General features: G+C 45.9%; 11 protein-coding genes. 6 read left to right on the top strand and 5 right to left on the bottom strand.

Annotation, left to right across the window (positions count from 1 at the left end; genetic code table 11):
* Positions 1 to 261: 261 nt before the first annotated feature.
* Together MD535_RS06495 and MD535_RS06490 are read left to right on the top strand one after the other, a co-directional pair.
* Positions 262 to 2,061 (top strand): mechanosensitive ion channel family protein, encoded by a 1,800-nt coding sequence (locus tag MD535_RS06495; RefSeq protein WP_265674064.1) that lies wholly within the window; start codon positions 262 to 264, stop codon positions 2,059 to 2,061.
* 171 nt (positions 2,062 to 2,232) lie between these two features.
* Positions 2,233 to 2,595 carry a hypothetical protein gene (locus MD535_RS06490; RefSeq protein ID WP_265674063.1) on the top strand — a complete coding sequence of 121 codons (363 nt, stop codon included), beginning with the start codon at positions 2,233 to 2,235 and terminating at the stop codon, positions 2,593 to 2,595.
* A gap of 82 nt (positions 2,596 to 2,677) precedes the next feature.
* On the opposite strand, the gene MD535_RS06485 is transcribed toward MD535_RS06490, so the two are convergent.
* From MD535_RS06485 to MD535_RS06470, 4 genes are all read right to left on the bottom strand, one after another.
* On the bottom strand, positions 2,678 to 3,328 hold the full coding sequence (locus MD535_RS06485; RefSeq protein WP_265674062.1) for a MarC family NAAT transporter: 651 nt from the start codon (positions 3,326 to 3,328) through the stop codon (positions 2,678 to 2,680).
* Positions 3,329 to 3,366: 38 nt separating this feature from the next.
* On the bottom strand, positions 3,367 to 4,749 hold the full coding sequence (locus MD535_RS06480) for a magnesium transporter (RefSeq protein ID WP_265674061.1): 1,383 nt from the start codon (positions 4,747 to 4,749) through the stop codon (positions 3,367 to 3,369).
* Between the two features lie 555 nt (positions 4,750 to 5,304).
* The gene (dnaK, locus tag MD535_RS06475) at positions 5,305 to 7,194 is read right to left on the bottom strand and encodes a molecular chaperone DnaK (RefSeq protein ID WP_265674060.1); all 1,890 of its coding nucleotides are present in this window, start codon (positions 7,192 to 7,194) and stop codon (positions 5,305 to 5,307) included.
* Between the two features lie 157 nt (positions 7,195 to 7,351).
* Positions 7,352 to 7,771, bottom strand: a complete 420-nt coding sequence (locus tag MD535_RS06470; RefSeq protein ID WP_265674059.1) for an Hsp20 family protein — start codon at positions 7,769 to 7,771, stop codon at positions 7,352 to 7,354.
* A 502-nt stretch (positions 7,772 to 8,273) separates the two neighbouring features.
* Here MD535_RS06470 and MD535_RS06465 point away from each other — a divergent pair.
* Positions 8,274 to 8,675: a thioesterase family protein gene (locus MD535_RS06465; RefSeq protein ID WP_265674058.1), complete on the top strand. Its 402-nt coding sequence runs from the start codon at positions 8,274 to 8,276 to the stop codon at positions 8,673 to 8,675.
* 142 nt (positions 8,676 to 8,817) lie between these two features.
* Here MD535_RS06465 and MD535_RS06460 read toward each other — a convergent pair whose 3' ends face one another.
* The gene (locus tag MD535_RS06460; RefSeq protein ID WP_265674057.1) at positions 8,818 to 9,675 is read right to left on the bottom strand and encodes a 4'-phosphopantetheinyl transferase family protein; all 858 of its coding nucleotides are present in this window, start codon (positions 9,673 to 9,675) and stop codon (positions 8,818 to 8,820) included.
* Positions 9,676 to 10,355: 680 nt separating this feature from the next.
* Here MD535_RS06460 and MD535_RS06455 point away from each other — a divergent pair.
* Genes MD535_RS06455 through MD535_RS06445 form a run of 3 tightly spaced genes read left to right on the top strand, consistent with a single transcriptional unit; the run spans position 10,356 to position 26,325 of the window.
* Positions 10,356 to 18,215, top strand: coding sequence for a type I polyketide synthase (locus tag MD535_RS06455; RefSeq protein ID WP_265674056.1), 7,860 nt, complete (start codon positions 10,356 to 10,358; stop codon positions 18,213 to 18,215).
* Positions 18,215 to 20,326: a PfaB family protein gene (locus tag MD535_RS06450; RefSeq protein WP_265674055.1), complete on the top strand. Its 2,112-nt coding sequence runs from the start codon at positions 18,215 to 18,217 to the stop codon at positions 20,324 to 20,326. Before MD535_RS06455 ends, MD535_RS06450 begins: the two co-directional genes overlap by 1 nt.
* Positions 20,323 to 26,325 carry a hotdog fold thioesterase gene (locus MD535_RS06445; protein WP_265674054.1) on the top strand — a complete coding sequence of 2,001 codons (6,003 nt, stop codon included), beginning with the start codon at positions 20,323 to 20,325 and terminating at the stop codon, positions 26,323 to 26,325. Before MD535_RS06450 ends, MD535_RS06445 begins: the two co-directional genes overlap by 4 nt.
* Positions 26,326 to 26,339 lie beyond the last annotated feature (14 nt).

The raw sequence follows: 26,339 nt of genomic DNA, 5'->3' as shown, positions 1-26,339 counted from the left end.
TGAGTTAGAGGTAAGCGCAAAAACGACCAGTGATCATCAGTTTAACAATAGTTATGTCATGTGGTTTGACTTTGATGAAGGGAAAATATCAAAGTTAACTGAGCATACGGATACTTTATATTCATCAGAGGTGTTATCGCATACTTTTACATAATAATGAATGAAATGAAGTATTCATCATGATGATTAGCGTGACTTCCTTCTAATGTTTTGGGATCGCCACTTCAAGCTTCTTACACAATTAAAAGGCGATAAAATACAATGATACATCGGGATTTACCACATCTGTTGTTATGTGTATTTATATTTTTAAGTCCGTTGTCGTGGTCGAATGATGATTTTTCTTTATCAAACACGTCTACAGCAAAGTCAACATTAGAAAGCTTCTTACTGTCTTCAGAAACGCTCATTAAATATTGGCAAGAGGAAAAACTAGAAACACAGCATGCGCAGCACGTGTTAGCGCAAACAAAGCGAACGATGGATTTGACCTTGGTACCGAATAGAAACCGCACTGTTGTCGTAATGGAGAGAATTCTTTTGTTAAGAGAGATCCTCGATCGGATTGATGAAGAAGCTTTTTTTCAAGCGCCGGAGTTTATCGACAGTCATAGCAATGAAGTGACTCAATGGCGGTTTGCGAACACGGATATTGCGATTATTCGACAACTGGAGGGAGAGAAGGCAGGGCAATACCTATTCTCCGCGACTTCGATTCAGCAGCTACCGTATTGGTATCGAGCAATGGAGGTTCTACCGTATCAAAACTTGGTTCGTAGTGATTATTACCAAGACTTTCTAGTCAATCCCGGCCCGCTTTTTTCTAAGCAATTTATTCATCAGTTACCCACGGCTTTTAATACGCTTTATGGCCCGCTTCCTTTGTGGCAATGGGTGGCGCTACTTGTCGTGTTCTCCTTTAGTAAACTGCTAATCAAAATTAGCTTTTATCTTGGTGATAAGTTCAATCAACGAAGGGAGCACAAGGACGTAACTTGGCGAGTTGGCCGTTTGATGGCTCTTTTGGGAGCGGTGTTAATACTCTTTGTAACACGTAAGATCATCGACGATGGTATCTGGATTACCGGGGCTATATATCAGTTTTTATCGACAGGTTTTTTGGTTGCGCAGTTTTTCTATATTTCATGGATGATCATGGCAACATTTAATTACTTATCGGTGATATATGCATTTAAGAAACATGATGGTAAACATATCGATTCATCGCTTCTTACGGTATTAGCTCGAATTGTTGGTGGGTTAACGATCGCGATGCTCGCTATCTATGCCGTTGAGTATATGGGTTTTTCCATCTCACCTATACTCGCGGGTATTGGTGTGAGTGGTTTAGCCGTTGCGCTTGCCATACGCCCGGTTTTAGAAAATGTGATTAATGGTTTAACGCTATACGCAGATGGTGGTATTAAGATTGGAGAGTTGTGCCGTTACGGCGAAAAACTGGGCACCATAGAAAGTATTGGTTTACGGTCTACTCGGATTCGTACGCTAGAGCGCTCACTCATTACTATTCCAAACTCCGAATTTGCTAATATGGAAATTGATAACTTGGAACGACGTGATAAGCGAAGAATGGAACATAACTTAAGGGTGCGTACTGAGCTTACTCAGGACCAGCTTAAGCTATTGATAGTCAACATGCGTAGAGTACTGCTTCAGCACCCAGAATTAGAAGTTGAAGCTGTGAGAGTGCGACTTAAAGGCATCGGTGAATTTTCCATCATTTTAAATGTTCTGGCCTATATTAGATGCCGAGATAACGAAGAATTTCTGGCTGTCCAGGAAGATGTCTTATTTCAATTGATGCATCAAATGAAAGTGGTTGGAGCGCAGTTTGCTTTATCAAATCAGTATCAATTGGTGGATAAATTATCAACGGTCGATAGTGAATTAAAGGATAAAGCGACACAAACGATCCAAAAGTGGCATGAGACAAATAACTATCCGTTCCCTGATTTCAGTTATGAATATAAATCAGACATTCAAAATACTGTCATGTATCCAACTAAAACCTCTGCCGTCAGGAAAAACACATCGACCTGAATTTATTTTGGGTAGTCACTAACTGTTATGGCATTTTTTGTATGTAAATGTGGAATTATTTTAATGGAGGGTTTGTTGTTGAGTGTTTCAAATTAATACTAGGGTGGCATATTTCGTCACCCTGACAGTTACTATTTAATAAGGTGTACTATGAGTCAATATGAAATACAGGTGAATCAAAAGTGTTATGGAATTATTGATGTGGGTAATGGTGATGATGCGATTATCTATATCGGCCATTATAGTCATGTGCCCACTATAAACAGTACTTATTACGACCAAAAGATTAAGACTAATAGAAAAATTGTTATTGATACATCGATAGGATGGTCAAACAATCTTAGAGAATTAAATGCACTACAGGTGTACAACTTAATTCGAGATGTTAACGATATTCTTGATTTATTTACTATCGAAAATGCAGTGATTGTCACGAGTATGTTACCGTCAACAATCACGACGAGTTTAGTGAAAGCAACGAAAACCAGATTGGGTGAGTATACCTTTGTCAATCCAGCAGCTAAATGGTTATAGCTGTCTCACCCAATTCCTAAAAAACCCGCTTAATAGCGGGTTTTTTAGGATGAGTAGCTAATTGAACAGTGGGTTAACGTCGTTACATCGCAAGGCTAATATCTTGAACGATCTCAGTAATACCAATGGTAAAAAACTGCATGCCCATACAGATCAGTAAGAATCCCATGATACGGGTAAATGCGTTTATGCCGTTTTGACCAAGTGTTTTTAACAATGGATAGGCCATGCTGAGTATAAACGCGGCTACAAGGCTGACCACACCAAACCCCCCTATAACACCTGTGTAAACAGTGATGCGGTTCAGTTCCTCTTCGCTTGAGGCTATTTCTACGGCCAAGCTAATGATCAAAGCCATCGTTCCTGGTCCACATAATGAAGGGATGGTCAATGGAACAAGTGCTATGGAGTCTTGACCGACACTTGTGGAATTGTGCTCGGGCTTAGGAAAGAGCATATTAAAGCCGATTGCAACGATGATAATCCCCCCTCCTAATCGTAAGCTCGGAATGGAAATACTAAAAAGTTCTAGAACGGACGCACCAATGAAGAAGGTAATACACATAGCGACAAAGAGGTAGATTCCTACTGTTTTTGCTTGTGAAACAATATAGCTTTTATCTCTTCCTTTGCTGAGTCCAAGTAGTACTGTGGCTGCTGCCGGAGGGTTCATAATAGGGAGGAGGCCCAATACGGTGAGGGTTAAATAAGTGAAAAATGTTTCAAAATACATACTGAGTAGCCTATAGATAAATTATACGGTGGAGTGAACTAAAGAAGAAAGGTTTGAGTAAAATACAAGACACTAAAAAATGAAATAGCATCCGTTAAAGTGGTCAATATTGGGCTCGATAACATGGCAGGGTCTAGGTTTATTCTTTTTAGAATCAGAGGTAGCGTCCCGCCTAAAATAACAGCAAATGTTGAAGATATTGTGTATGAAAACCCGACGATAACAGGAAGTAGGCTGTTTTGAGTGCCGTGTGTGACCAACATTAATAGAGCGATGATCATGCCAAGGCAGAACCCGTTGATTAAACCTATAGGGAGTTCTTTTACTACCACGAATAGCCAGTCTTGTGCCGAAATATGGCCAACAGACAGTTCGCGTATTGAGATTGCAACCGATTGGTTACCAGCGGCGCCAGATAAATTTGCAACCAGCGGTAAGATTGCGGCAAGCACAGCGATTTGTTCAATTATAGGTTCATAGGCGGCAATAATAGAAACCGCCGCATAGCTCAAAACAACAGAAGGAAGAAGAAATGTCATTCGTCTAACGTTACGTTTGATAATGGGCATTGTTCTAAATTCATCACCACCGAAAATGCCACTTTTTTCTAGTAGGTGTTGTTCAGATTGCTCATAAAGCGCATGGTTAAGTTGATTAAATCCTACAATACCGATTTGAAAGCCTTTGTCATTCACCACTGGAATCGTGGTGTGAGAAGTGGTGTCCAAGATGCTTTTTAACGACATAAGATCCAGGTCAGGGGAGACGGTTGGAACACTCGTATCAATATGGTTGCTCAAGCTACTCCATGATTGTTGTAGGAACAATTCTCGCGTTTTTATTGCTCCGAGGTAGTTGCCGTTATTATCGTGAAGATAGATATATCGCCATTCAATATGCTCAGAGCGACTTTCAGCTTCTCTCAATAGATGTTCTAAATCAGCGACGGTAGCGGATTCTTCAAGCTTCAAAATTTCGTTTTTACATATTCTTCCTACCGAATCACCTTGGTATATCATCGCGGCTTTTTCTTCCGTTTCCCATGTTCTTGGAAGAGATGTTTCTAGCGAGTGTCTGCTGGTATTTGGAAGTAAGTTGAGTAAGGTACGTCGATCGGAAGAGCGCATGTACTGTAAGAGCTCTTTTGCGCTCTCAGTCGGTAACTGTACGAATAAAGCGGTTTGTTCAGCGTCAGTAAGATGATCAAGTAAACCCGCTCCAAGTTGGGCATCTTGGGCGCTTAATGCTATCCAAAATATTGTACGTTGGGACTCACTGAACCTTCTAAAGATAGCGGGTAAGTCCGTTGAATTTGCCTCGGCGATGCATTTTTGGATCATCATTGGATTATTGTGGTCGAAACCGATGAGTAGTCGATTAAATACGGTCTCGGCGTTAGGGGGGGCGAGGGACGTTGTCATGAATATTATGCCTATGGTTGATTATTAACATGAATCGGTAAGCGATGCGTATCGATTGCTTAAAATGTGAAATCTCTATTTTGGTGCCCATTCGAAATAATCATGATTCGATAAATGGCTATTTAGTCGAACATTAAGATTAGGTAAGCGAAAAATAGAACGAGATGGCTGGCTCTAAACCCAACTTGATAGGTTCAGCCATCAGCTCTGAAATGAGCAGTACAGCGTAGAGTCTTACTTCATAACTTCGTACATATTGGGCCTTTATCGAATGATTTCCCTCAGTTATTCGTATGTTTCGATGGACTAACTAAGGAAAAATAGAGGGTTCTACTGTAACGAGACAGGTTCGATGCTTATGGTAATTTGAGGTGGTGTTTCAGGACATGAATTAGAGAAATTCATAATCGAAGTAGGCAAAGTACTAGGCACCCAATTAAGGAGCGCGGTTTACTTACACATAAAAAAAGCTAGTGGGCAATGCCACTAGCTTCCAGAGCGTACCCTTTGTGTTTAACGTAGAGTACATTAATGATTGTTTTGTCTAACGTGTTGCTATTTCACCTCTTCAAACTCAGCTTCGACGACATCGTCATCTGCTTTGGTCTTAGATTCAGAACCCGTGTCATTTGATTTGGGTTGAGTCATTTCCATCAGCTTTTGAGCCGCCGTAATTAACGCTTGAGTTTTGGTATCGATCTCGCCTTTATTGTCGCCTTTACGAGCGGTTTCTAGCTCGGAGATGACAACCTCAATGTGACCTTTTTCGTCAGCAGGAACGGAGTCACCCGCTTCTTCTAGCTGTTTACGAGTGCTGTGGATCAATTGGTCTGCTTGGTTACGAGCCGCAACCAGTTCTTCGAACTTTTTGTCCGCTTCCTTGTTTGCTTCCGCTTCTTGTACCATTTTTTCTATGTCTTCGTTACTTAGACCACCTGATGCTTGGATGGTGATTTTCTGTTCTTTGCCAGTCGATTTGTCTTTCGCCGATACATTCAATATACCGTTCGCATCGATATCAAACGTCACTTCGATTTGTGCCGCGCCGCGCGGTGCAGCCTGAATGCCTTCTAGGTTAAATTGACCCAGTGATTTGTTGTGCAATGCTTGTTTACGTTCACCTTGAACGACATGGATGGTCACCGCACTCTGGTTGTCTTCAGCAGTAGAGAATACCTGATTCGCATTGGTTGGGATCGTGGTGTTTTTCTCAACAAGCTTGGTCATTACGCCACCCATGGTTTCGATACCAAGAGAAAGTGGTGTCACATCCAATAACAGAACATCTTTTACATCTCCAGCAAGAACGCCACCTTGAACCGCTGCGCCCATTGCCACCGCTTCATCGGGGTTAACGTCCTTGCGTGGTGCTTTACCAAAGAACTCAGTTACTTTAGCTTGCACCATCGGCATACGTGTTTGACCCCCGACTAAGATAATATCGTTGACGTCACTGACTGTTAGCTCGGCGTCTGATAGCGCGGTTTTAAGTGGTTCTATAGAGCGCACGATTAAATCTTCTACAAGCGATTCTAGTTTCGCACGCGTCACTTTCACATTCATGTGCTTAGGGCCTGTCGCATCTGCCGTGACGTAAGGCAGGTTAACATCGGTTTGAGAAGTGGAAGACAGTTCAATCTTCGCCTTTTCAGCGGCCTCTTTTACACGTTGCATCGCGAGTGGATCGTTCTTTAGATTAATACCTTGGTCTTTTTTGAATTCGTCAACAAGGTAATTGATCAGACGATTGTCGAAGTCCTCGCCACCAAGGTGGGTATCCCCGTTGGTCGCTAATACTTCAAATGTTTTTTCTCCGTCTACTTCGTCAATTTCAATAATCGAAATATCAAAAGTACCACCACCAAGGTCGTAAACCGCGATTGTGCGGTTACCGCCTTTCTGGTCCAGCCCGTAAGCGAGGGCAGCTGCAGTTGGCTCGTTTATAATTCGCTTAACGTCTAAGCCTGCTATGCGACCTGCGTCTTTTGTTGCTTGACGTTGTGCATCATTAAAATAGGCAGGAACGGTAATCACTGCGCCAGTTACGGCTTCACCTAGATAGTCTTCCGCCGTTTTTTTCATTTTCTTTAGGATCTCAGCTGACACTTGAGGTGCAGCCATTGGTTGTCCTTTTGCTTCTACCCATGCATCGCCATTGTCGGCCTTAACAATTTTATAAGGCATGATTTCGATGTCACGTTGAACCTCTTCATCCTCGAAACGACGGCCTATCAGGCGCTTAATCGCGAATAGCGTATTTTCTGGGTTAGTGACGGCTTGGCGTTTTGCTGGTTGACCGACAAGTGTTTCACCATCGGTATAAGCAATGACGGACGCTGTTGTGCGTTCGCCTTCGGCATTTTCAATGATACGTGGTTTGTTGCCGTCTAATACCGCAACGCATGAATTGGTTGTACCTAAGTCGATACCAATAATTTTACCCATAATGATATTCCTCTTAACGATAAGGATTAATTAATCTAATGTATATCGTTGAATTTTTGATGTAATAACCCCGGTGCAGTCACTGTTATAATGATGACTGCACATGGCTAAACGAAATCTATAATTGATGGTGCCTGCTCTTGGAGCTGAGGCGTTGTTACTTGCTGATTGAAATTTGGCGTGGCTGCATGGCCTCAGGGACTTCTCGTACCAAATCAATATGCAACAGACCATTCTTGAGGTTCGCGTTTTCAACCGTGACATAGTCAGCAAGTTGGAACTTTCGCTCGAAGTTTCTTTCGGCGATACCTTGATAGATATAGGTCGGTTTCGTGTCATTTGATTTGACTTCACCAGTCACAAGTAACATGTTTTCGTTTTGTGTGAGGGTAAGTTCATCTTCAGAAAAGCCCGCAACCGCCATCGTGATGCGATAGTGGTTCTCGTCTTTCTGTTCGATGTTATAAGGAGGATAACCATTTTGAGATGGTTTTTTTGCACTGTTCTCTACAAGATCAAACAAGCGATCAAAACCAATGGCATGGCGGTATAGGGGAGAAAAATCTATGTTACGCATAATACTATCCTTTATTAAAGCAATAGTTCTCTTAGCACCGAGCCAAGAGAAAGAACTCATACTCCGAAGCGTTAACTCGCTAATGTGGACGTAGGGTTCTGCTGTTAGAAATGCGCAAGAAACAGCCTGATTGAAAGAGCGCTTCTTACGATTACAACGACCAATTGTTCCCTATATGAGGCGAACTTGGTCATTAATGAACTCCATATGGCAGTTCGTGTAATCAATATATGCTTCCGAATTACCACTGTCAATACCTGCATTAGTAAAAATAATGATTTATTTGTATGGCAGGTGAGGTGTTCCCTTGCTTGTGTCGTCACTGTAGGTATGTGGTCTATTGAGGTCTGACCAAGGCCACAATGCCTGATGCAGGATTGAAGTGATTGAGATAGTTAAGGTACAGTGCCGCATAGCCTTATGTTGGTGACTTTCATGGTTTACACGGCCCGTGGCATGAAATCTTCCAAGTTATCCGTTCTAAAAAAGAGACCCCTCGATCATGAGCAAGATCTATCATCACCCCGTTCAAATTTATTACGAAGACACTGATCATTCGGGAGTGGTTTATCACCCCAACTTTTTAAAATACTTTGAGCGAGCCCGTGAACATGTGCTTGGTAGCGATAAATTAGCCCAGTTATGGAATGATCATGGGCTAGGCTTTGCCGTCTATAAAGCGAACATGACCTTTCAAGATGGTGTTGAATTTGCGGAGATTTGCGATATTCGTACCTCATTCGAATTGGATGGGAAATACAAAACGCTATGGCGTCAGGAAGTGTGGCGTGAAGGAGCGACTAAACCAGCAGTCATTGGCGACATTGAAATGGTGTGCTTGGATAAAGATAAACGCTTGCAACCGGTTCCTGAAGAGGTGCTTACGGCGATGTTAGCTGGCTAGTATGCGCCTTTGGTAGTGTACGCAACACACCATTCACATGGTGTGTTGCTATTAATCTAAGAAAGCGGGCTAGGGGAGTTTGTTACAATTCACGATGACCTCATTATAGAACGAATCATGAACACTGGTCATATTAAAGGCGCTATTCAAAGTTAGGCAAACTTAGCTGCGAAAAGGTCTGTAATTTTAATACTATTGGCTTATCGCATCCCCCAACCGTAACCGCAAAGCGATAGTCTCGATTTAGATACCCTAAAAAGCTCTGCCAACATGACAGGTGATGGTTATTCATTGTCACTGTCGTATTTTCTTCAAGGGGCGTCTTAATAAAGTGGATGCCAATATCCTTTAATATATTAACGTTTGTGGCGTACCCGCCAACGCAAGCGGGTGTTAACGGGTGCGCATTTGCCACGGAAGAAGAAAAATCGAAAGCAAAGCTTTTAAGGGAGGTTGCTAAGCCTTGCCCCGTCGCTTTTATATAGGACTCTTTCAGCGCCCAAAGGTCAAAGAAACGTCCTCTTTGTTCGCTTCTATTTAACGCCTTTAAATCATCAATTTCTTGTGAAGAAAAGTAGTGATTCATGATCGAGTGAATATCAGTATTTTCTCTGGCGTGCTCGATATCCGCGCCCAGCATCATTGATTCATCATCGGATTTAAGGAGTGCGATGAGCAAGTAATCTTTGCTATGGCTGAGGTTAAAATTAAGGCCCGTTTGTTCGCGTTGTAAGGTACTTAGGCGAGGCTTACCTTTTTTTCCATATTCGAATGCCCACTGCTGGGGTTGAATAGGTGAATAGCGAGATAAAATTGCTCGCAATATACAGCGTACATAGAGTGCAGTAAGCTGTGCATGCGGCTGACGATAACGAGAGACTTTACTTAATTCATCATCGCTTAGCCAAGACTGTAGTTTGTTAAGTCGATTTGTTTTCTGGTTAAGATCGACGAGTGGGCAAACCCATAAATCAACTTGCTGAACTGCCTTCAATGCCATACTCCTAGCCATTCAAAAATAGTGTTAGATCATACCTTTTCTACCATGCTGAATCCATTGTAAAACAAGCCTGAAACAGGCCGAATTTATGTCTTGCTCGCTGAATTGGCCATAAATGATATTTGCCAATTGCTAGTTCATTCCCCTTGATGTGTCGACGTTTGATCTGGAAAACTGCTAAAAATGATAACTAGATCGCATTTTGTCACAAAGTAGAGTAAAAGCACTAAGTAATTACTCTAAACCCTTACGAATCAAGTTGTTATTGTCTTGGTGTGTTAGTTTTTACTTGGTGTGTGGGATTTTAACTGGTCTGAAGAGATGATACTGGCCAGTATGAGCATTGTATCGAAATGCCCTGTCCGGTAGCCTGCTCATCCATTAGACAAAATAACTCGTTTTCTTGGCGAAGTTAGCTGTGTTTTTCGTCATCATTTGAACAGGATTTTAATGGACACCACCCTAAGAATTGAGCGCTTATATCGCGCATGAAACATCACTTCTATCAATGCAAGTTATTGCGCTTTGCAAATCAAATTTCTATCTGGTTGCTAGAATTCAGCAACCTAACTTTTCGGCTGTGCTTTTCCAAATCTGACTCAGATTTTTCCTTCTTATACCCAAAAGTCCAGCCCCAAAACCAGACATCACCCTCTGTGATTTCCAGTGGAGACTCATAAATGAGCCAACCAGAAACAACGACACCTGAATCCATAGACGATTCTCGTTTGAATAAACGTCTTAAAGATATGCCTATCGCGATAGTCGGTATGGCAAGCATGTTTGCTAATTCGCGTTACCTGAATAAATTTTGGGATCTGATCAGCGAGAAAATCGATGCGATTACCGAGGTGCCGGACACGCACTGGCGTCCAGAGGATTACTACGATTCAGATAGAACGACACCTGATAAGTCTTATTGTAAGCGTGGTGGTTTTATTCCAGAGGTAGATTTCAACCCAATGGAGTTTGGCCTTCCGCCAAACATTTTAGAATTGACTGACACGTCTCAGCTGTTATCGCTGATTGTTGCCAAAGAAGTACTCGAAGACGCGAAATTGCCTGAAGGCTATGACCGCGACAAGATCGGCATTACGCTTGGCGTGGGTGGTGGTCAAAAGATCGCACAAAGCCTAAACGCTCGTTTGCAATATCCAGTGTTGAAGAAAGTCTTCAAGAGCAGTGGTATTAGCGACGAAGACAGCGAAATGATGATTAAGAAATTCCAAGACCAATACATTCACTGGGAAGAGAATTCATTCCCAGGTTCGTTGGGCAATGTTATTTCTGGTCGTATCGCTAACCGTTTCGATCTTGGCGGCATTAACTGCGTTGTGGATGCGGCGTGTGCAGGTTCACTGGCAGCAATGCGCATGGCATTGAGCGAGCTGGTGGAAGGGCGCAGTGAAATGATGATTACTGGTGGTGTGTGTACTGATAACTCACCAACCATGTACATGAGCTTCTCTAAGACACCAGCATTCACCACCAATGAGACCATTCAACCTTTTGATATTGACTCGAAAGGGATGATGATTGGCGAAGGTATTGGCATGGTTGCGCTAAAGCGTCTTGAAGATGCAGAACGTGACGGTGATAGAATCTACTCTGTGATTAAAGGGGTAGGTTCATCTTCTGATGGTAAGTTTAAGAGTATTTATGCGCCTCGCCCTGAAGGTCAGGCCAAAGCCCTGAAACGTGCCTACGATGATGCTGGTTTTGCACCGCATACACTTGGGTTGCTAGAAGCGCACGGTACCGGAACTGCTGCGGGCGACGTGGCTGAATTTGGTGGTTTAAACTCAGTATTCAGTGAAGATAACGAGCAAAAGCAGCACATTGCATTGGGTTCGGTGAAGTCTCAGATCGGTCATACCAAATCAACCGCGGGTACCGCTGGATTGATTAAAGCGGCGTTAGCTCTGCATCACAAAGTACTGCCGCCAACGATTAACGTATCGGCTCCGAATCCTAAGTTGGATATCGAGAACTCGCCCTTCTACCTAAACACACAAACGCGTCCTTGGATGCAACGTGTTGATGGCACACCGCGCCGTGCGGGTATCAGCTCATTTGGTTTTGGTGGTACTAACTTCCATGTGGTATTGGAAGAGTACACACCAGAGCACGCTCGTGGTGACAAATATCGTCAGCGCCAAGTGCCGCAAACTTTATTATTCAGCGCAGAGTCTCGTCAAGCACTGGTCAATGAACTTAAACAGGTTTCAACTCAAGCGGCAGATGCTGCGTTCAAACTGGAAGTGCTTGCTGAACAATACGGACTGCGTGAAGTAAACGCTGAGCATGCTCGTATTGGTTTCGTTGTGACTGAACAAGCAGATCTTCAAGCACAACTGACTCAAGCGGTTTCTATGCTTGAGAGCCAAACCAAAACACATTGGCAGATGCCAAACGGTACTAGCTACCGTGAGTCGGCACTGATTGCTGAAAACGGTACAGGTAAAGTGGCAGCGCTATTTGCAGGTCAAGGATCGCAATACCTAAACATGGGTCGCGAGCTTGCTTGTCATTATCCTGAAATGCGTCAACAGCTTGCTCAAGCAGATCAAGTATTTGGTCAGCACAAGAAAACGGCTCTGTCGCAAATTCTGTTCCCAATTCCAACCTTCACACCAGAAGCAACCAAAGCTCAAGAGGCTGTGTTAACCAACACGGCCAATGCGCAAAGTGCAATTGGTACTGTGTCTATGGGTCAGTTCGACATCATGACGCAAGCTGGCTTTAAAGCAGACATGGTCGCAGGTCATAGCTTTGGTGAACTAAGTGCACTATGTGCATCGGGTGTCATCTCGCAAGACGATTACTACCAGCTAGCTTTCGCTCGTGGTGATGCGATGGCAGCGACACCTGAACAAGGCGACAGCGGTACTATGTTTGCGGTCATCCTCGATGCAGACAAGCTTCCAGCCGTTGAAAGCTGTATCAGCCCATTCGAAGGCGTGAGCATTGCCAACTACAACGCACCGACTCAACTGGTTATTGCAGGTCCAACTGCGACGGTTCAACAAGCAGCACAAGCGCTAACAGAACAAGGCTTCAAAGCAATTGCTCTGCCAGTATCTGGTGCTTTCCACACACCGCTTGTTGCTCACGCTCAAAAACCATTTGCTGCTGCAATTGATAAAGCTTCATTCAGCGCGCCAACGCTGCCACTTTATTCAAACGCAACGGGCAAACAGCACAGCAAAGACGCGAAAGCTATCAAGAAGGCATTCAAGCAACACATGCTGCAATCGGTTCGTTTCAGTGAGCAAATTGAAGCGATGTATGAAGCAGGCGCGCGCGTATTCGTTGAGTTCGGTCCAAAAAACATTCTTCAAAAGCTGGTTGAGAAAACATTGGCGGATAAGAACGACGAACTTTACGCAATCAGCATCAACCCAAGTCCTAAAGGCGACAGTGACCAACAGCTTCGTTTAGCTGCAGTTCAGCTGTGCGTGGCAGGTGTTTCATTAGACAACATTGACCCTTACCAAGCTGACATTGCTGAGCCTGCAAAGGCATCACCAATGAACATCAAGCTGAATGCAACTAACTACATCAGCCCTGCTACTCGTAAGAAAATGGCTCAATCATTGGCTTCGGGCAACGTCACCGAAAAGACTGAGATTGTTGAAGTGAAAGTTGAAGTCGAGAAAATCGTGGAAAAAGAAGTGATTAAAACAGAAATCGTTGAAGTACCTGTGGCTGCTCCTCAAGCTTCAAACGTACAACAGTCAGTTACAGCACCAAGTGTACAAGTAGCAACAGCAGCTCAGCAGCCTCAAGTGGCACAACCTGCATCGGCGATTATTCAGCCTGCAGCGCAAGTAACGGTTGATGAATCTTCACTGCAATCGTTCTTCAATGCTCAACAACAAGCAGCAGAAGTACACCAGCAATTCTTGGCGATTCCTCAGCAATACGGTGACACGTTCAACACCCTAATGTCTGAGCAAGCGAAAATGGCAACAGCAGGCGTAGCTATTCCGGAGAACCTACAACGTTCTATGGAAATGTTCCACCAGCACCAAGCTGAAACGCTAAAAGCGCACGCTCATTACCTAGAGATGCAAGCACACAGCAACAGCTCGGCACTTAATATGCTGACGCAAGGTTCAGTACAAACGGCACAACCAACCTTCGTTGCGCCAGCAAATACTCAGCCAACGATTCAAACTACTCCAACAGCTATCGTTCAACAGCCTGAAGCTCAAGTACAAGCGACTCCTGTACAAGCAGCGCCAGTTCAAAATACAACAGCTCAGCAAGCTCCAGTCCAGAAAACCGTTCCTGCACCACAAGTAGCGGCTCAAGCGGCAGCGCCTGTTGCAGCTCAACCCGTGCCCGTTAGAGCGCAACCGGCTCCTGTGGCTGCACCAGTAGCAGTACAATCAGCCGATGCTGAAAAAGTGATGCTAGAAGTGGTCGCTGAGAAAACGGGTTACCCAACGGAAATGCTTGATCTAGAAATGGACATGGAAGCAGACCTTGGTATCGACTCAATCAAGCGTGTAGAGATCCTTGGTACCTTACAAGACGAAATGCCGAACCTCCCTGAGCTGAACCCTGAAGATTTAGCAGAGTGTCGTACTCTTGGTGAAATCGTTACTTACATGAACAGCAAGATGCCAGCATCAGCGCCTGTGGCAGCACAGCCAAGCGCAACTGCTCCTGTTCAAGCATCTAATGGTCTTGATGCGAAGGTCGTTCAACAAACCATGTTAGAAGTGGTGGCTGAGAAGACAGGTTACCCAACGGAAATGCTTGATCTAGAAATGGACATGGAAGCAGACCTTGGTATTGATTCAATCAAGCGTGTTGAGATTCTTGGTACGGTTCAAGATGAACTGCCTACTCTTCCAGAGCTAAACCCTGAAGACTTAGCTGAGTGTCGTACTCTTGGCGAAATCGTTGCTTATATGAACAGCAAGCTTCCGGCTTCTGCACCAGTTGCAGCACAAACCGAAGTAGTTGCTCCAGCAGCAGCTAACAACGGACTAGATGCCGCTGTCGTTCAGAAAACCATGCTAGAAGTCGTCGCAGAGAAGACGGGCTACCCAACAGAGATGCTAGACCTAGCAATGGATATGGAAGCTGACCTTGGTATCGACTCAATCAAGCGTGTTGAAATCCTAGGTACGGTTCAAGACGAACTACCGACTCTTCCAGACCTAAACCCAGAAGACCTCGCTGAGTGTCGTACTCTTGGTGAGATAGTTGACTACATGAACAGCAAGCTTCCAGCTTCTGCTCCAGTAGCGGCTCAAGTATCTGCACCAGCGCAAGCAGTCTCAAACGGTTTAAACGCCGAGCAAGTTCAAAGCACAATGCTGAGCGTAGTAGCTGATAAAACGGGCTACCCAACAGAAATGCTTGATCTAGCAATGGACATGGAAGCAGACCTTGGCATCGACTCAATCAAACGTGTTGAGATCCTTGGTACGGTTCAAGACCAGCTACCAACACTGCCAGAGCTAAATCCTGAAGATCTAGCTGAGTGTCGTACACTGGGCGAAATCGTTGATTACATGAACAGTAAGTTAGCTCCTAACGCTGCGCCTGCTCCAGAAGCAGCTACAGCCGCAGTAGAAAGCACGAGCAACGACCTAAACCCTGCTCATGTTCAATCCACCATGATGGAAGTGGTTGCCGATAAAACAGGCTACCCAGCAGAAATGCTAGACCTAGCGATGGACATGGAAGCAGACCTTGGTATCGACTCAATCAAACGCGTTGAGATCCTAGGTACGGTTCAAGACCAGCTACCAACGCTGCCAGAGCTAAACCCTGAAGACTTGGCTGAGTGTCGTACGCTTGGTGAAATCGTTACTTACATGCAAAGTAAGCTATCAGCAGCAGCGCCTGTGGCGACTCCAAAATCTGAATCAGTAACGCCTATCGCAGAAACAGCGACAGCGGAACTTCCTCCACACAATGAGGTAGCGCTAAAAAAGCTACCAGCGGCAGATAAACTCGTCGATTGTTTCTCAAAAGACGCTTGTGTCGTAATCACAGATGATGGTCACAACGCCGGTGTTCTAGCAGAAAAGTTGACCGCTAACGGCATTCAAGTTGCTGTAGTGCGCAGTGCTCTTTCTGCCGCGTCACCTTTAAACAGTGAAATAGCAAGCTACACACTCAACAGCGTCGATGATGCTGGTGTGACTGCGGTTATTAACGACATCGAAGCAGACCTTAAAACGTCGAACAAAGTGATTGCTGGCTTCGTTCACCTACAAGCTATCGTTGATGCAAAACAAAGCAGCGAGCAAGCGGTTAACTTGAATGCAGACTCAAGAGCTTCATTGACGACAGCGTTCTTATTCGCCAAGCACCTAAATGGCCAATTGAATGCAGTTTCTGGTCGCAGTGTGTTCTTTACACTAAGCCGTATCGATGGTGGCTTTGGTTACCTAGATACTAAGCAATTGATGAATGCAGAACTTAACCAAGCGGCGTTGTCTGGTCTCACTAAAACACTAAGCCATGAATGGTCAAACGTGTTCTGCCGCGCATTGGATGCTGACGCTTCTATTGATGCTCGTCACCTTGCTGAAGCAATCACAGGCGAACTGTTCGATATCGATACCAATACGGTTGAAATCGGCCTTAGCCATGCGGAAAACGGTGAATCTGGTCGTGCAACATTAATTGCGGCAACACCAGGTGCTGCACAAACCAAAAACGCAGGCGCTCAACTCACCAAGAGCGACAAAGTTCTCGTAACAGGTGGTGCTAAAGGCGTGACGTTTGAATGTGCACTGACGCTTGCTAAGCAATGTAAGTCTCATTTCATTCTTGCGGGTCGTAGTAAACACATTACGTCACAAGAGCTGCCTCAATGGGCTCAAGGCAAACAAGAAAAAGATCTAAAACCAGCGGCTATCGCGCACCTACAAGCAACAGGTGACAAACCAACGCCGAAGAAAGTAGATACCTTGCTAAAACCGGTATTGAGCAGCCTTGAAATCAACGCCGCACTTACCGCTTTCAACGAGATTGGCGCGAGCGCTGAATACCTAAGTCTAGATGTATCGAACCATGAGTCAGTAGCAAAAACGCTGGCGAATTTCGACGGCATCACAGGTCTAATCCACGGTGCAGGCGTACTGGCTGATAAGCACATTCAAGACAAAACACTTGATGAACTGAACATGGTTTACGGCACGAAAGTGGGCGGACTAGAGGCGGTTCTTGGTGGTCTTGATAGCAGCAAGCTAAAACTGATTGCGATGTTCTCTTCGGCGGCGGGTTTCTACGGAAATACAGGCCAAAGTGATTACTCGATGTCTAACGAGATCCTAAACAAAGCGGCTCTGCAACTGTCTGCTCGTAACCCTCAAGCGAAAGTGATGAGCTTCAACTGGGGACCGTGGGACGGTGGTATGGTCAACGCAGCACTGAAGCGTATGTTCACAGAGCGCGGCGTGTACGTGATTCCTCTTCAGGCGGGTGCAGAGCTGTTTAGTTCTCAACTACTGAACGAAACTGGCATTCAATTGCTGGTTGGTACGAGCATGCAAGGTTCTGACAACAAGGAAGCCGCTGTAAAAAAGCGTAATGCGGAGTCTGTGCATCTTGCAAAGAGTCCGCTAACTACAACGATCACTGTGACACGTGTTCTTGAACCAAAGGCTCTGCCTTTTATTCAAGACCACTGCATTGCCGGTAACCCTGTGTTACCGACAGTGTGTGCCATTCAATGGATGCGTGAAACGGCGCAGCAACAGTTAGGTGTGAGCGTTAGCGTTCACAACTACAAGCTGCTGAAAGGGGTCATATTTGATACTGATGAAGCACAAGAGCTAACAGTGACATTGTCACCTTTGGCGAAGTCTGCCGGTCGAATTAAAGCAATGATTCATTGCCAAGGTCGTCCTCAGTATCAAGCGGAGATACAAGTTGCCGACGTGCAATGTTCATCGGATGTGCCGAGCACGTTAACGAAGCAATTTAAGGCAAACGAAGCAGGAAGCGTTGCGACGCAAGCGTCACTGTACAGCGATGGAACCTTGTTCCATGGCCCGAGATTGCAAGGCATCACGACAATAGAACGTTTTGATGACTCAAGTTTACTTGCGCAGTGCCAATTGCCAATCATTGCCGACCGTGATTGTGGTGCGTTTGTCGCGAAAAATGGTTTTGCGGATAGCCAACCCTTTACGGAAGACTACTTACTGCAAGCGATGTTGGTTTGGGCTCGCATGAAATATGGCGCGGCAAGTTTACCATCGGCAATCGGTGATTTTATTTGCTATCAGCCTTTGCAGGCCGGAGAGAAAGGATGGATAGCGCTGGATGTGATTAAGAGCACGGCTCGTTCACTACAAGCGAATATCTCACTTTATCATCAAGATGGTCGCGTGAGCGCGGTGATGAAAGGGGCAAAAGTGACGATCAGTAAGAGCCTTAATGATGCGTTTCTCGCCAACTCACCGGTTGTAATATTGGCAACAGAAACATTGTCTACAGACAAATTGGCAACAGAAAAACTGACAACAGAAAAATTGAAAGCAGAAAAGGAGCTATTGTCATAATGACGGTTCCTTCTAATCAAGCGATGCCTTTGCGCATCGCTCTTTTGGCTCAGCCAGCGTTTGCTGCTGAGCTATCTGCCGACTTATCGCCTTTGTTAGCCAGCGTTGAGAAAATCACGATTGGCGATGATTTTGATTCTGCCTTAAATCTCGCCATTGATGCGGTTAATCAAGGGCTCTTGGTAGAATTTATCGCCGATCCCGCTGAGAGGTTACCCGCTGGTCATCTTGTTAGTGGCGCACCCGCACGTATCTGGATGTTGAGTGCACTCACCGCAGCAAAAAATAAGGTCCATCCGCATGCTTATTTAGCAGGAATGGCCGTTGTGGAGGCCTCGGATAACGTTAATACGGCGTGCGAAACGCACAGTATCGACCGTGCACTTGCGCATGCCAAGCGTTCGAACGGCGATGTTAGCCAGCAAATTTCAACGTCCGTCGTGACGTCTGAAGAGAAGTTCTCGGCGTTGTTGTCTTTGATTCAATCCATTTCAGGCCGCACATTAGCGAACGGCTATTGGTTTACTGAGCCTCATAAAGCACGCGTAGCAACGTTAACCTTTATGGATGAGGCTAGTATTAATAACGCTAGCTCGGTATCGACCAGCCTAGTCCTTACTCAAGCGACCGGTTTACAACCATCCAAGTCGTTGCTATCTGCGACGCGATTGATGTTTGTCGTGTCGGGCACGACGCAAGCCGAGTTAATCGCACGCTTAACGCAGTTGAATGATGAGCTTGTCAGTGCCCGTAATTCCGACCATGAAGCACTCACACTCACCACGTTGATGCACCGCAACCTCACGCAGTTTCAATCTCAATCACAGCCTGTTCATTCACAGGCCAATATCGTGATTCAAGCGGCATCGCTTGAGGCGGCCTTACAAGAAATTAACGCGCTACAACAAGCGTTGCCGAAAGTGATAGCAGATAACAGTCATTATAAAACCCCAGCGGGTAGTGGCTTTTCTCCAGCACCGACCAGCCAAGGTGGGGTAACGTTTGTTTACCCTGGTGTCGGTACGGTCTATCCGGGCATGTTGCGTGAGTTTCATCAGTATTTTCCATCGCTTTATGCACGGCTAGAGCGTGAAGGCAACTTGGCCGATATGCTGCGAGCGGAAAAAACGTATTCAGATGACGCGCAAGAGATGTCTCTCAGTGAGCTGGCGATTGCAGGCGTGGGTAGCAGTTATCTACTGACGCAACTGCTTTGCGATGAGTTCGCGGTGAAGCCAGACTTTGCGCTGGGCTATTCCAAGGGTGAAGCCTCGATGTGGGCCAGCCTTAATGTTTGGAAGAACCCTCATGCGTTGATTGAAATGACGCAAACCAGCCCTATTTTTACCACCGCTATTTCAGGCAAGCTCACGGCGGTTCGGGAAGATTGGAACCTGACTGAGACGGATGACATTCGTTGGAACAGTTTTGTAGTTCGCAGTGACGCGGCGTCGATTGAGTCGCTGTTAGCCGAATTCCCAAGAGCTTACTTAGCGATTGTACAGGGTGACACGTGCGTCTTAGCCGGTTGTGAAGAAAGCTGTCGCGCTTTACTTAAAAAACTGGGGAAACGCGGTATCGCAGCCAATCGAGTGACGGCGATGCACACCACACCCGCGCTGAGTCAACATCAGCAAGTTCGTGAGTTTTACACGCAGCCGTTGTTCGACGTATTGCCGCAGCATATCCGCTTTATCAGTGCTGCAGGTAATAAACCCGTTAATATCAACAGTGACAGTATTGCACTTTCTATTGCCGATACGTTCTGCTCGACACTCGATTTTACCGCGTTGATACGCAGTGCTCGCGAGCAAGGTGCACGCCTGTTTGTCGAAGTTGGCGCTGATAGGCAAACCAGTACATTAATCGACAAGATTAATCGAAGTGATGATGTCGCCAATCAACATTGTGTTGTTGCCACCAACGCCAAAGGCGGCGAAGACGTAGTGACCTTACTTAAGTGTCTTGGTCAACTTATCACGCATCAAATCCCGCTCTCTGTTGCGCCTCTTATTCAAGGCCTAGAACAGCAGCTCAATGCGCTGAAGCATTCCTATGATCTGGCTGCAACAGATACCCCAGCAAATAATCATCAAGGAGAGCCAGTGTGAGTTCTCAGCAAAATAACAAAATCGCCATTGTCGGTATTGCCAATCAATACCCTGATGCGGATACGCCACAAGATTTTTGGCAAAACCTGATAGATAAAAAAGACTCTCGCACGACGTTAAGCGCAGAGAAACTGGGGGCAAACCCGCAAGACTATCAAGGAACCCAAGGCCAATCGGATCGCTTTTATTGTGATAAAGGCGGCTACATCGAAAACTTTGCGTTTAATGGTCAAGGTTACCGCGTCACGGAAGAATCTTTTAAGGGCGTTGACCAAAGTTTTCTTTGGGCACTGGACACGAGTCGTAAAGCACTCGATGATGCCGGTATTGCCTTAAATGCCGATGTACTTGAGCGTACTGGCGTCATCATGGGGGCGTTGTCGTTTCCTACCACTCGCTCCAATGATCTGTTTCTTCCAATGTATCACTCAGTGGTTGAGAAGGCGCTTCAAACTAAGCTCAATAGTGACCAGTTTTCACTATTGCCAACCAATGAGCTAGCGCATGACTTGAATACGGTCAATGGCGCAGCGGCGCACAATGCCTCTAAATTAGTGGCGGACGCACTGGGTCTTGGCAATGTACAACTTAGCCTTGATGCGGCGTGTGCCAGCTCAGTGTATTCATTAAAGCTCGCCTGTGATTATTTGAATACAGGTAAGGCTGACATGATGCTTGCGGGCGCGGTCTCCGGTGCAGACCCGTTCTTTATCAACATGGGCTTCTCGATCTTCCACGCTTATCCCGATCACGGTGTGTCTGTTCCTTTTGATAGCAACAGCAAAGGATTATTTGCGGGCGAAGGCGCGGGCGTATTAGTGCTCAAGCGCTTAGCCGATGCGGAGCGCGACGGTGACAATATTTATGCGGTTGTCAGCGGGATTGGCCTGTCTAACGATGGTCGTGGTCAATTTGTGTTGAGTCCGAACAGCAAAGGCCAAGTACAGGCATTTGAACGTGCCTATGAAGCCTCTGAACTGACACCCGACAGTATCGAGGTGATTGAATGTCATGCAACGGGAACACCGTTGGGTGATAAAGTTGAGTTGACCTCGATGGAGCGATTCTTTGCCGATAAACTGAATGGCTCAAATGCGCCATTGATTGGCTCGGCAAAGTCGAACCTTGGTCACTTGCTTACCGCAGCTGGCATGCCGGGAATCATGAAAATGATTTTCGCGATGAAAGAGGGCGTATTACCACCAAGTATTAACCTCGATACGCCGTTGTCGTCGCCTGATGGCCTATTTGGATCGCAGACATTACCAAGAAACGTGCAAACTTGGCCGGGTAAATCGGGCAATTCAGAGCGTTGCGCGGGGGTATCCGTGTTTGGTTTTGGTGGCTGTAACGCGCACTTGTTGCTTGAGGCCTATTCGAGCACTGGTGCTGCGTCACCATTTAACGAGCCGCTTCACAGTAAGCAGGACAGCAACGAACAGTACCCAAGCGCCGCTTCACCGATGGCATCAGAACTTAGCATCGCTGGCTTGGCTTCTCACTTTGGTTCATTGCCAAGTATCAATGCGCTAAGTCGTGCCATTGACACTGACGGTAATGCCTTTATTGAATTGCCGAAAAAGCGTTGGAAAGGGCTCGATCAGCATCCAGAGCTACTCAGCCAGTTTGGGCTGAATGCGGTACCAGCGGGCGCGTATATTGATCAATTTGAGCTGGATTTTCTGCGTTTTAAAATCCCACCGAATGAAGATGATCGTTTGATCTCTCAGCAGCTGTTGTTGATGAAAGTCGCGGACGAAGCGATTCGTGATGCCAAGTTAGTGGCTGGACAAAAAGTCGCTGTCTTGGTTGCGATGGAAACCGAGCTTGAAATGCACCAATTCCGTGGTCGTGTCAACCTGCACAGCCAATTGGCAGATAGCTTTGCCAATATGGGTGTCGAGTTGTCGCAAGACGAATACCAAGCGCTAGAAGCAATCGCAATGGACAGTGTCATGGATGCGGCGAAGCTTAACCAATACACCAGTTTCATTGGTAACATCATGGCGTCGCGCATCTCGTCTTTGTGGGACTTTAATGGCCCGGCCTTCACCATCTCTGCTGCAGAGCAGTCAGTCACGCGTTGTATAGACGTCGCGCAAAATCTGATGTCGCAAGAGTCGCTAGATGCGGTTGTGATTGCTGCGGTTGATCTTAGTGGCAGCGCCGAGCACGTTATCCTCAAGAACAGTGTGACGCCAGTGGCAATGCAGCCACAGGATACCGGTTGGAATGTTGGTGAGGGGGCGGGTGCCATTGTTTTGGTTGACGAGCAGCACGCTGCAACGCGCCAAATTACTGAAGATGGTAAAGTCATAAGCTATGGTCGAATCGATGCACTCGCGTTTGGTAACCGTACTCGTAGTCAAGCCGTGACCGACGCGTTATTGACGCAATCTGCTACGCACTCAAGCCAAATTGCTGTGGTTGAGCTTAACCACGCGCCAGAGAAAGGCGTGCCTTTGGGGCACACTGACATACTCGTTAACCACGTTGCTAAGCAAACTCAAGCCAGCAAGCGGTTAGGGCATTGTTCAGCGGCTTCTGGTATGGCGAGTTTGCTTCATGGTCTACTAAACCTCAATGGTATTGCTGACCCTGTTGCAGGTCATCCATCCAAACAAGCGATCATTGCTAACGTTAGTGAAGGGCAGTGTTCACAATTGCTTGTCTCGCAATCCAAGATTGAATCCCAAGCATTGACACTTCGTTTACAGCGCGAGATAGCCAGTGATGCGAAGCGTCAACTGATTAAATCCGTGTCCCTTGGTGGTCGCGATATTTATCAGCATATTACGCAAACGCCATTATCAACGTTGCCACATATTCAACAAAAAATGGTTGGAAAAACAGGTCGCCGCACGGTGTCAGTACCAACGTTGTCGCCAGCGACCGTTGCTATGCCGGTTGAGACTAAACCCGTCGAGGCGAAATCGGTCGAGACTAAATCGGTCGAGACTATGTCAGTTAAGACTATGCCAGTTAAGACTAGGCCAGTTGAGACTAAGTTAGTTAAGACAAATCCAGCCATTGAAATTCAATCATCCAACTCTACAACTTTGACGGGCGTGGCATTGCATGCAACCGGTCAGAGTCCGTTTATAGGTAATCACAGCACTATGACTGATGTTTTATCCGCTAAAAATAGCGCGCCGACGTCTCAATTATCCGCGACTCAAGATTCTGCGTTTCAACAAAACCAGCAATTGACGCAACAAGTCCATCAAGCCTTTTTGCACAATCGCGCACAAGGTTTACAAATCGCTGATGCGCTCCTTAAAGCGCAATTGAACGAAATCACTCAGGGCTTAGAAAGTGGTGTAACCAATAACGCACCTATTACTCAACCAGAGGATAATCTCGCTCAAACGATCACTGAAACTCAACCAAGCGTTGAGCCTGTGAACGTGTATGCGGCGCCAGCGAGACCCGTTCGTAAACCTTGTATCTGGGATTACGATGATCTGGTTGAATACGCAGAAGGCGATATTGCCAAAGTCTTTGGCCCAGATTACGCGATTATCGACAGCTATAAGCGTCGTGTAAGACTGCCAACTACTGATTATCTTTTGGTTTCTCGCGTGACCAAGCTTGACGCCACGATGCTGGAATACAAGCCAAGTACGATGACGACCGAGTACGACATTCCTGTGGGCGCACCTTACTTAGTGGATGGCCAAATCCCATGGGCGGTTGCGGTTGAATCCGGCCAGTGCGATCTGATGTTGATCAGCTACTTAGGTATTGATTTTGAAAACAAAGGCGAACGTGTTTATCGTCTTCTAGATTGTACGTTGACCTTCCTTGGCGACTTGCCTCGTGGTGGTGATACGCTGCGCTACGATATCTCCATTAACAACTACGCTCGTAATGGCGATACCTTGTTGTTCTTCTTCTCGTACGAGTGTTTTATCGGCGACAAGATGATCCTGAAAATGGATAACGGTTGTGCTGGTTTCTTCACCGATGAAGAGTTAGCGGATGGTAAAGGTGTCATTCATACCGAAAGCGAAATCAAGGCGCGTCAATTAGCGACGAAGCAACGCTTTGAACCAATATTACATTGCCCGAAATCGCAATTTGATCACAGTGCATTACGTCACCTGTTGACGGCGAACATCGCGGAATGTTTTGGTCCGACGCATCAATCTAGCCAGCATCAACCGTCACTGTGCTTTAGTTCTGAGAAGTTCATGATGATTGAACAAGTGAGCCGAGTAGAGCCACAAGGCGGCACATGGGGCTTAGGTCTGATTGAAGGACACAAACAGCTAGAGAAAGAGCACTGGTATTTCCCATGTCACTTTAAAGATGACAACGTGATGGCCGGTTCATTGATGGCGGAAGGTTGTGGTCAATTACTGCAGTTCTACATGATGCACCTTGGCATGCACACGCTAGTTGAAAATGGTCGTTTCCAGCCATTAGAAAATGCGCCACAACAAGTGCGTTGTCGTGGGCAAGTATTGCCACAATCAGCTCAGCTGACATACCGCATGGAAGTGACGGAAATTGGTGTTAGCCCACGCCCTTATGCGAAAGCAAACATCGATATCTTGCTGAACGGCAAAGTGATTGTTGATTTCCAAAACCTTGGGGTGATGATCAAGGAAGAAGCTGAATGTACTCGTTATCCTCAACTTATTGCTAGCAGCGAATCGGTAAATGTTGAGGCATTAACGGCTGCAACTGTTGCACCGACAGAAACCAAAGCGAGCAATCAAGCATCCGTCAATGCGCCGTTGATGGCTCAGATCCCCGATTTAGAGACCGCAACAAATAAAGGCGTGATTCCTTTACAGCACGTTGAAGCGCCAATCACACCTGATTATCTGAACCGCACGCCGGATACGGTTCCGTTTACGCCGTACCATATGTTTGAGTTTGCAACGGGTGACATTGAAAAATGTTTCGGCCCTGACTTCTCTATTTATCGTGGAATGATCCCACCACGCACTCCGTGTGGCGATCTGCAGCTTACGACACGCGTAGTAGAAATCAACGGTAAACGTGGTGACTTCAAAAAGCCATCGTCTTGTATTGCTGAGTATGAAGTCCCAGAAAATGCCTGGTATTTCGACGAAAACAGCCATGAAACCTTGATGCCGTATTCAGTGTTGATGGAGATCTCTCTGCAGCCAAATGGCTTTATCTCAGGCTACATGGGTACGACCCTAGGATTCCCTGGTGAAGAACTGTTTTTCCGCAACCTAGACGGCAGTGGCAAAATGCTGCGCAATGTTGATTTACGCGGTAAAACCATCACCAATGACTCTCGTCTACTGTCGACGGTCATGATGGGCACCAACATCGTACAGAGCTTTAGCTTTGAGTTGAGCACCGATGGTGTGCCTTTCTATGAAGGCAAAGCGGTATTTGGTTACTTCAAAGGCGCTGCGCTGAAAGATCAACTTGGCTTGGACAACGGTAAAGTGACGCAGCCATGGCATGTCGACAACAATCGTACGCCAGATGTCAGCATTAACCTGCTTGATAAATCAAGTCGTTACTTTAATGCACCTGTATTGGCAAATGGGGCAACACAGCCGCATTATCAGTTGGCTGGTGGCCGTTTGAACTTCATCGATAATGTGCAAATCACCAGTGATGGTGGTAAATCAGGACTGGGCTACTTATACGCTGAGCGCACGATTGACCCAAGTGATTGGTTCTTCCAATTCCACTTCCACCAAGATCCTGTGATGCCGGGTTCACTTGGCGTAGAAGCCATCATCGAATTGATGCAGACCTATGCGCTAAACAAAGACCTTGGTGCGGGCTTCCGTTCACCGAAGTTTGGTCAGATCCAATCTGAAGTAAAATGGAAATATCGTGGTCAAATCAACCCGTTGAACAAACAGATGTCGCTCGATGTGCACATTACAGCGATTAAAGATGAAGACGGCAAGAAAATCATTGTTGGTGACGCCAACTTGAGCAAAGACGGTCTTCGTATCTATGAAGTGAAAGACATTGCTATCTGCATCGAAGAAGCTTAAGTGAGAAAGGACAA

Source organism: Vibrio qingdaonensis, from assembly GCF_026191675.1.
In the GTDB taxonomy this organism is placed as follows: domain Bacteria; phylum Pseudomonadota; class Gammaproteobacteria; order Enterobacterales; family Vibrionaceae; genus Vibrio; species Vibrio qingdaonensis.
The sequence above is the reverse complement of the archived record's forward strand: the minus strand, read 5'-3'. Positions and strand labels throughout refer to the sequence as shown.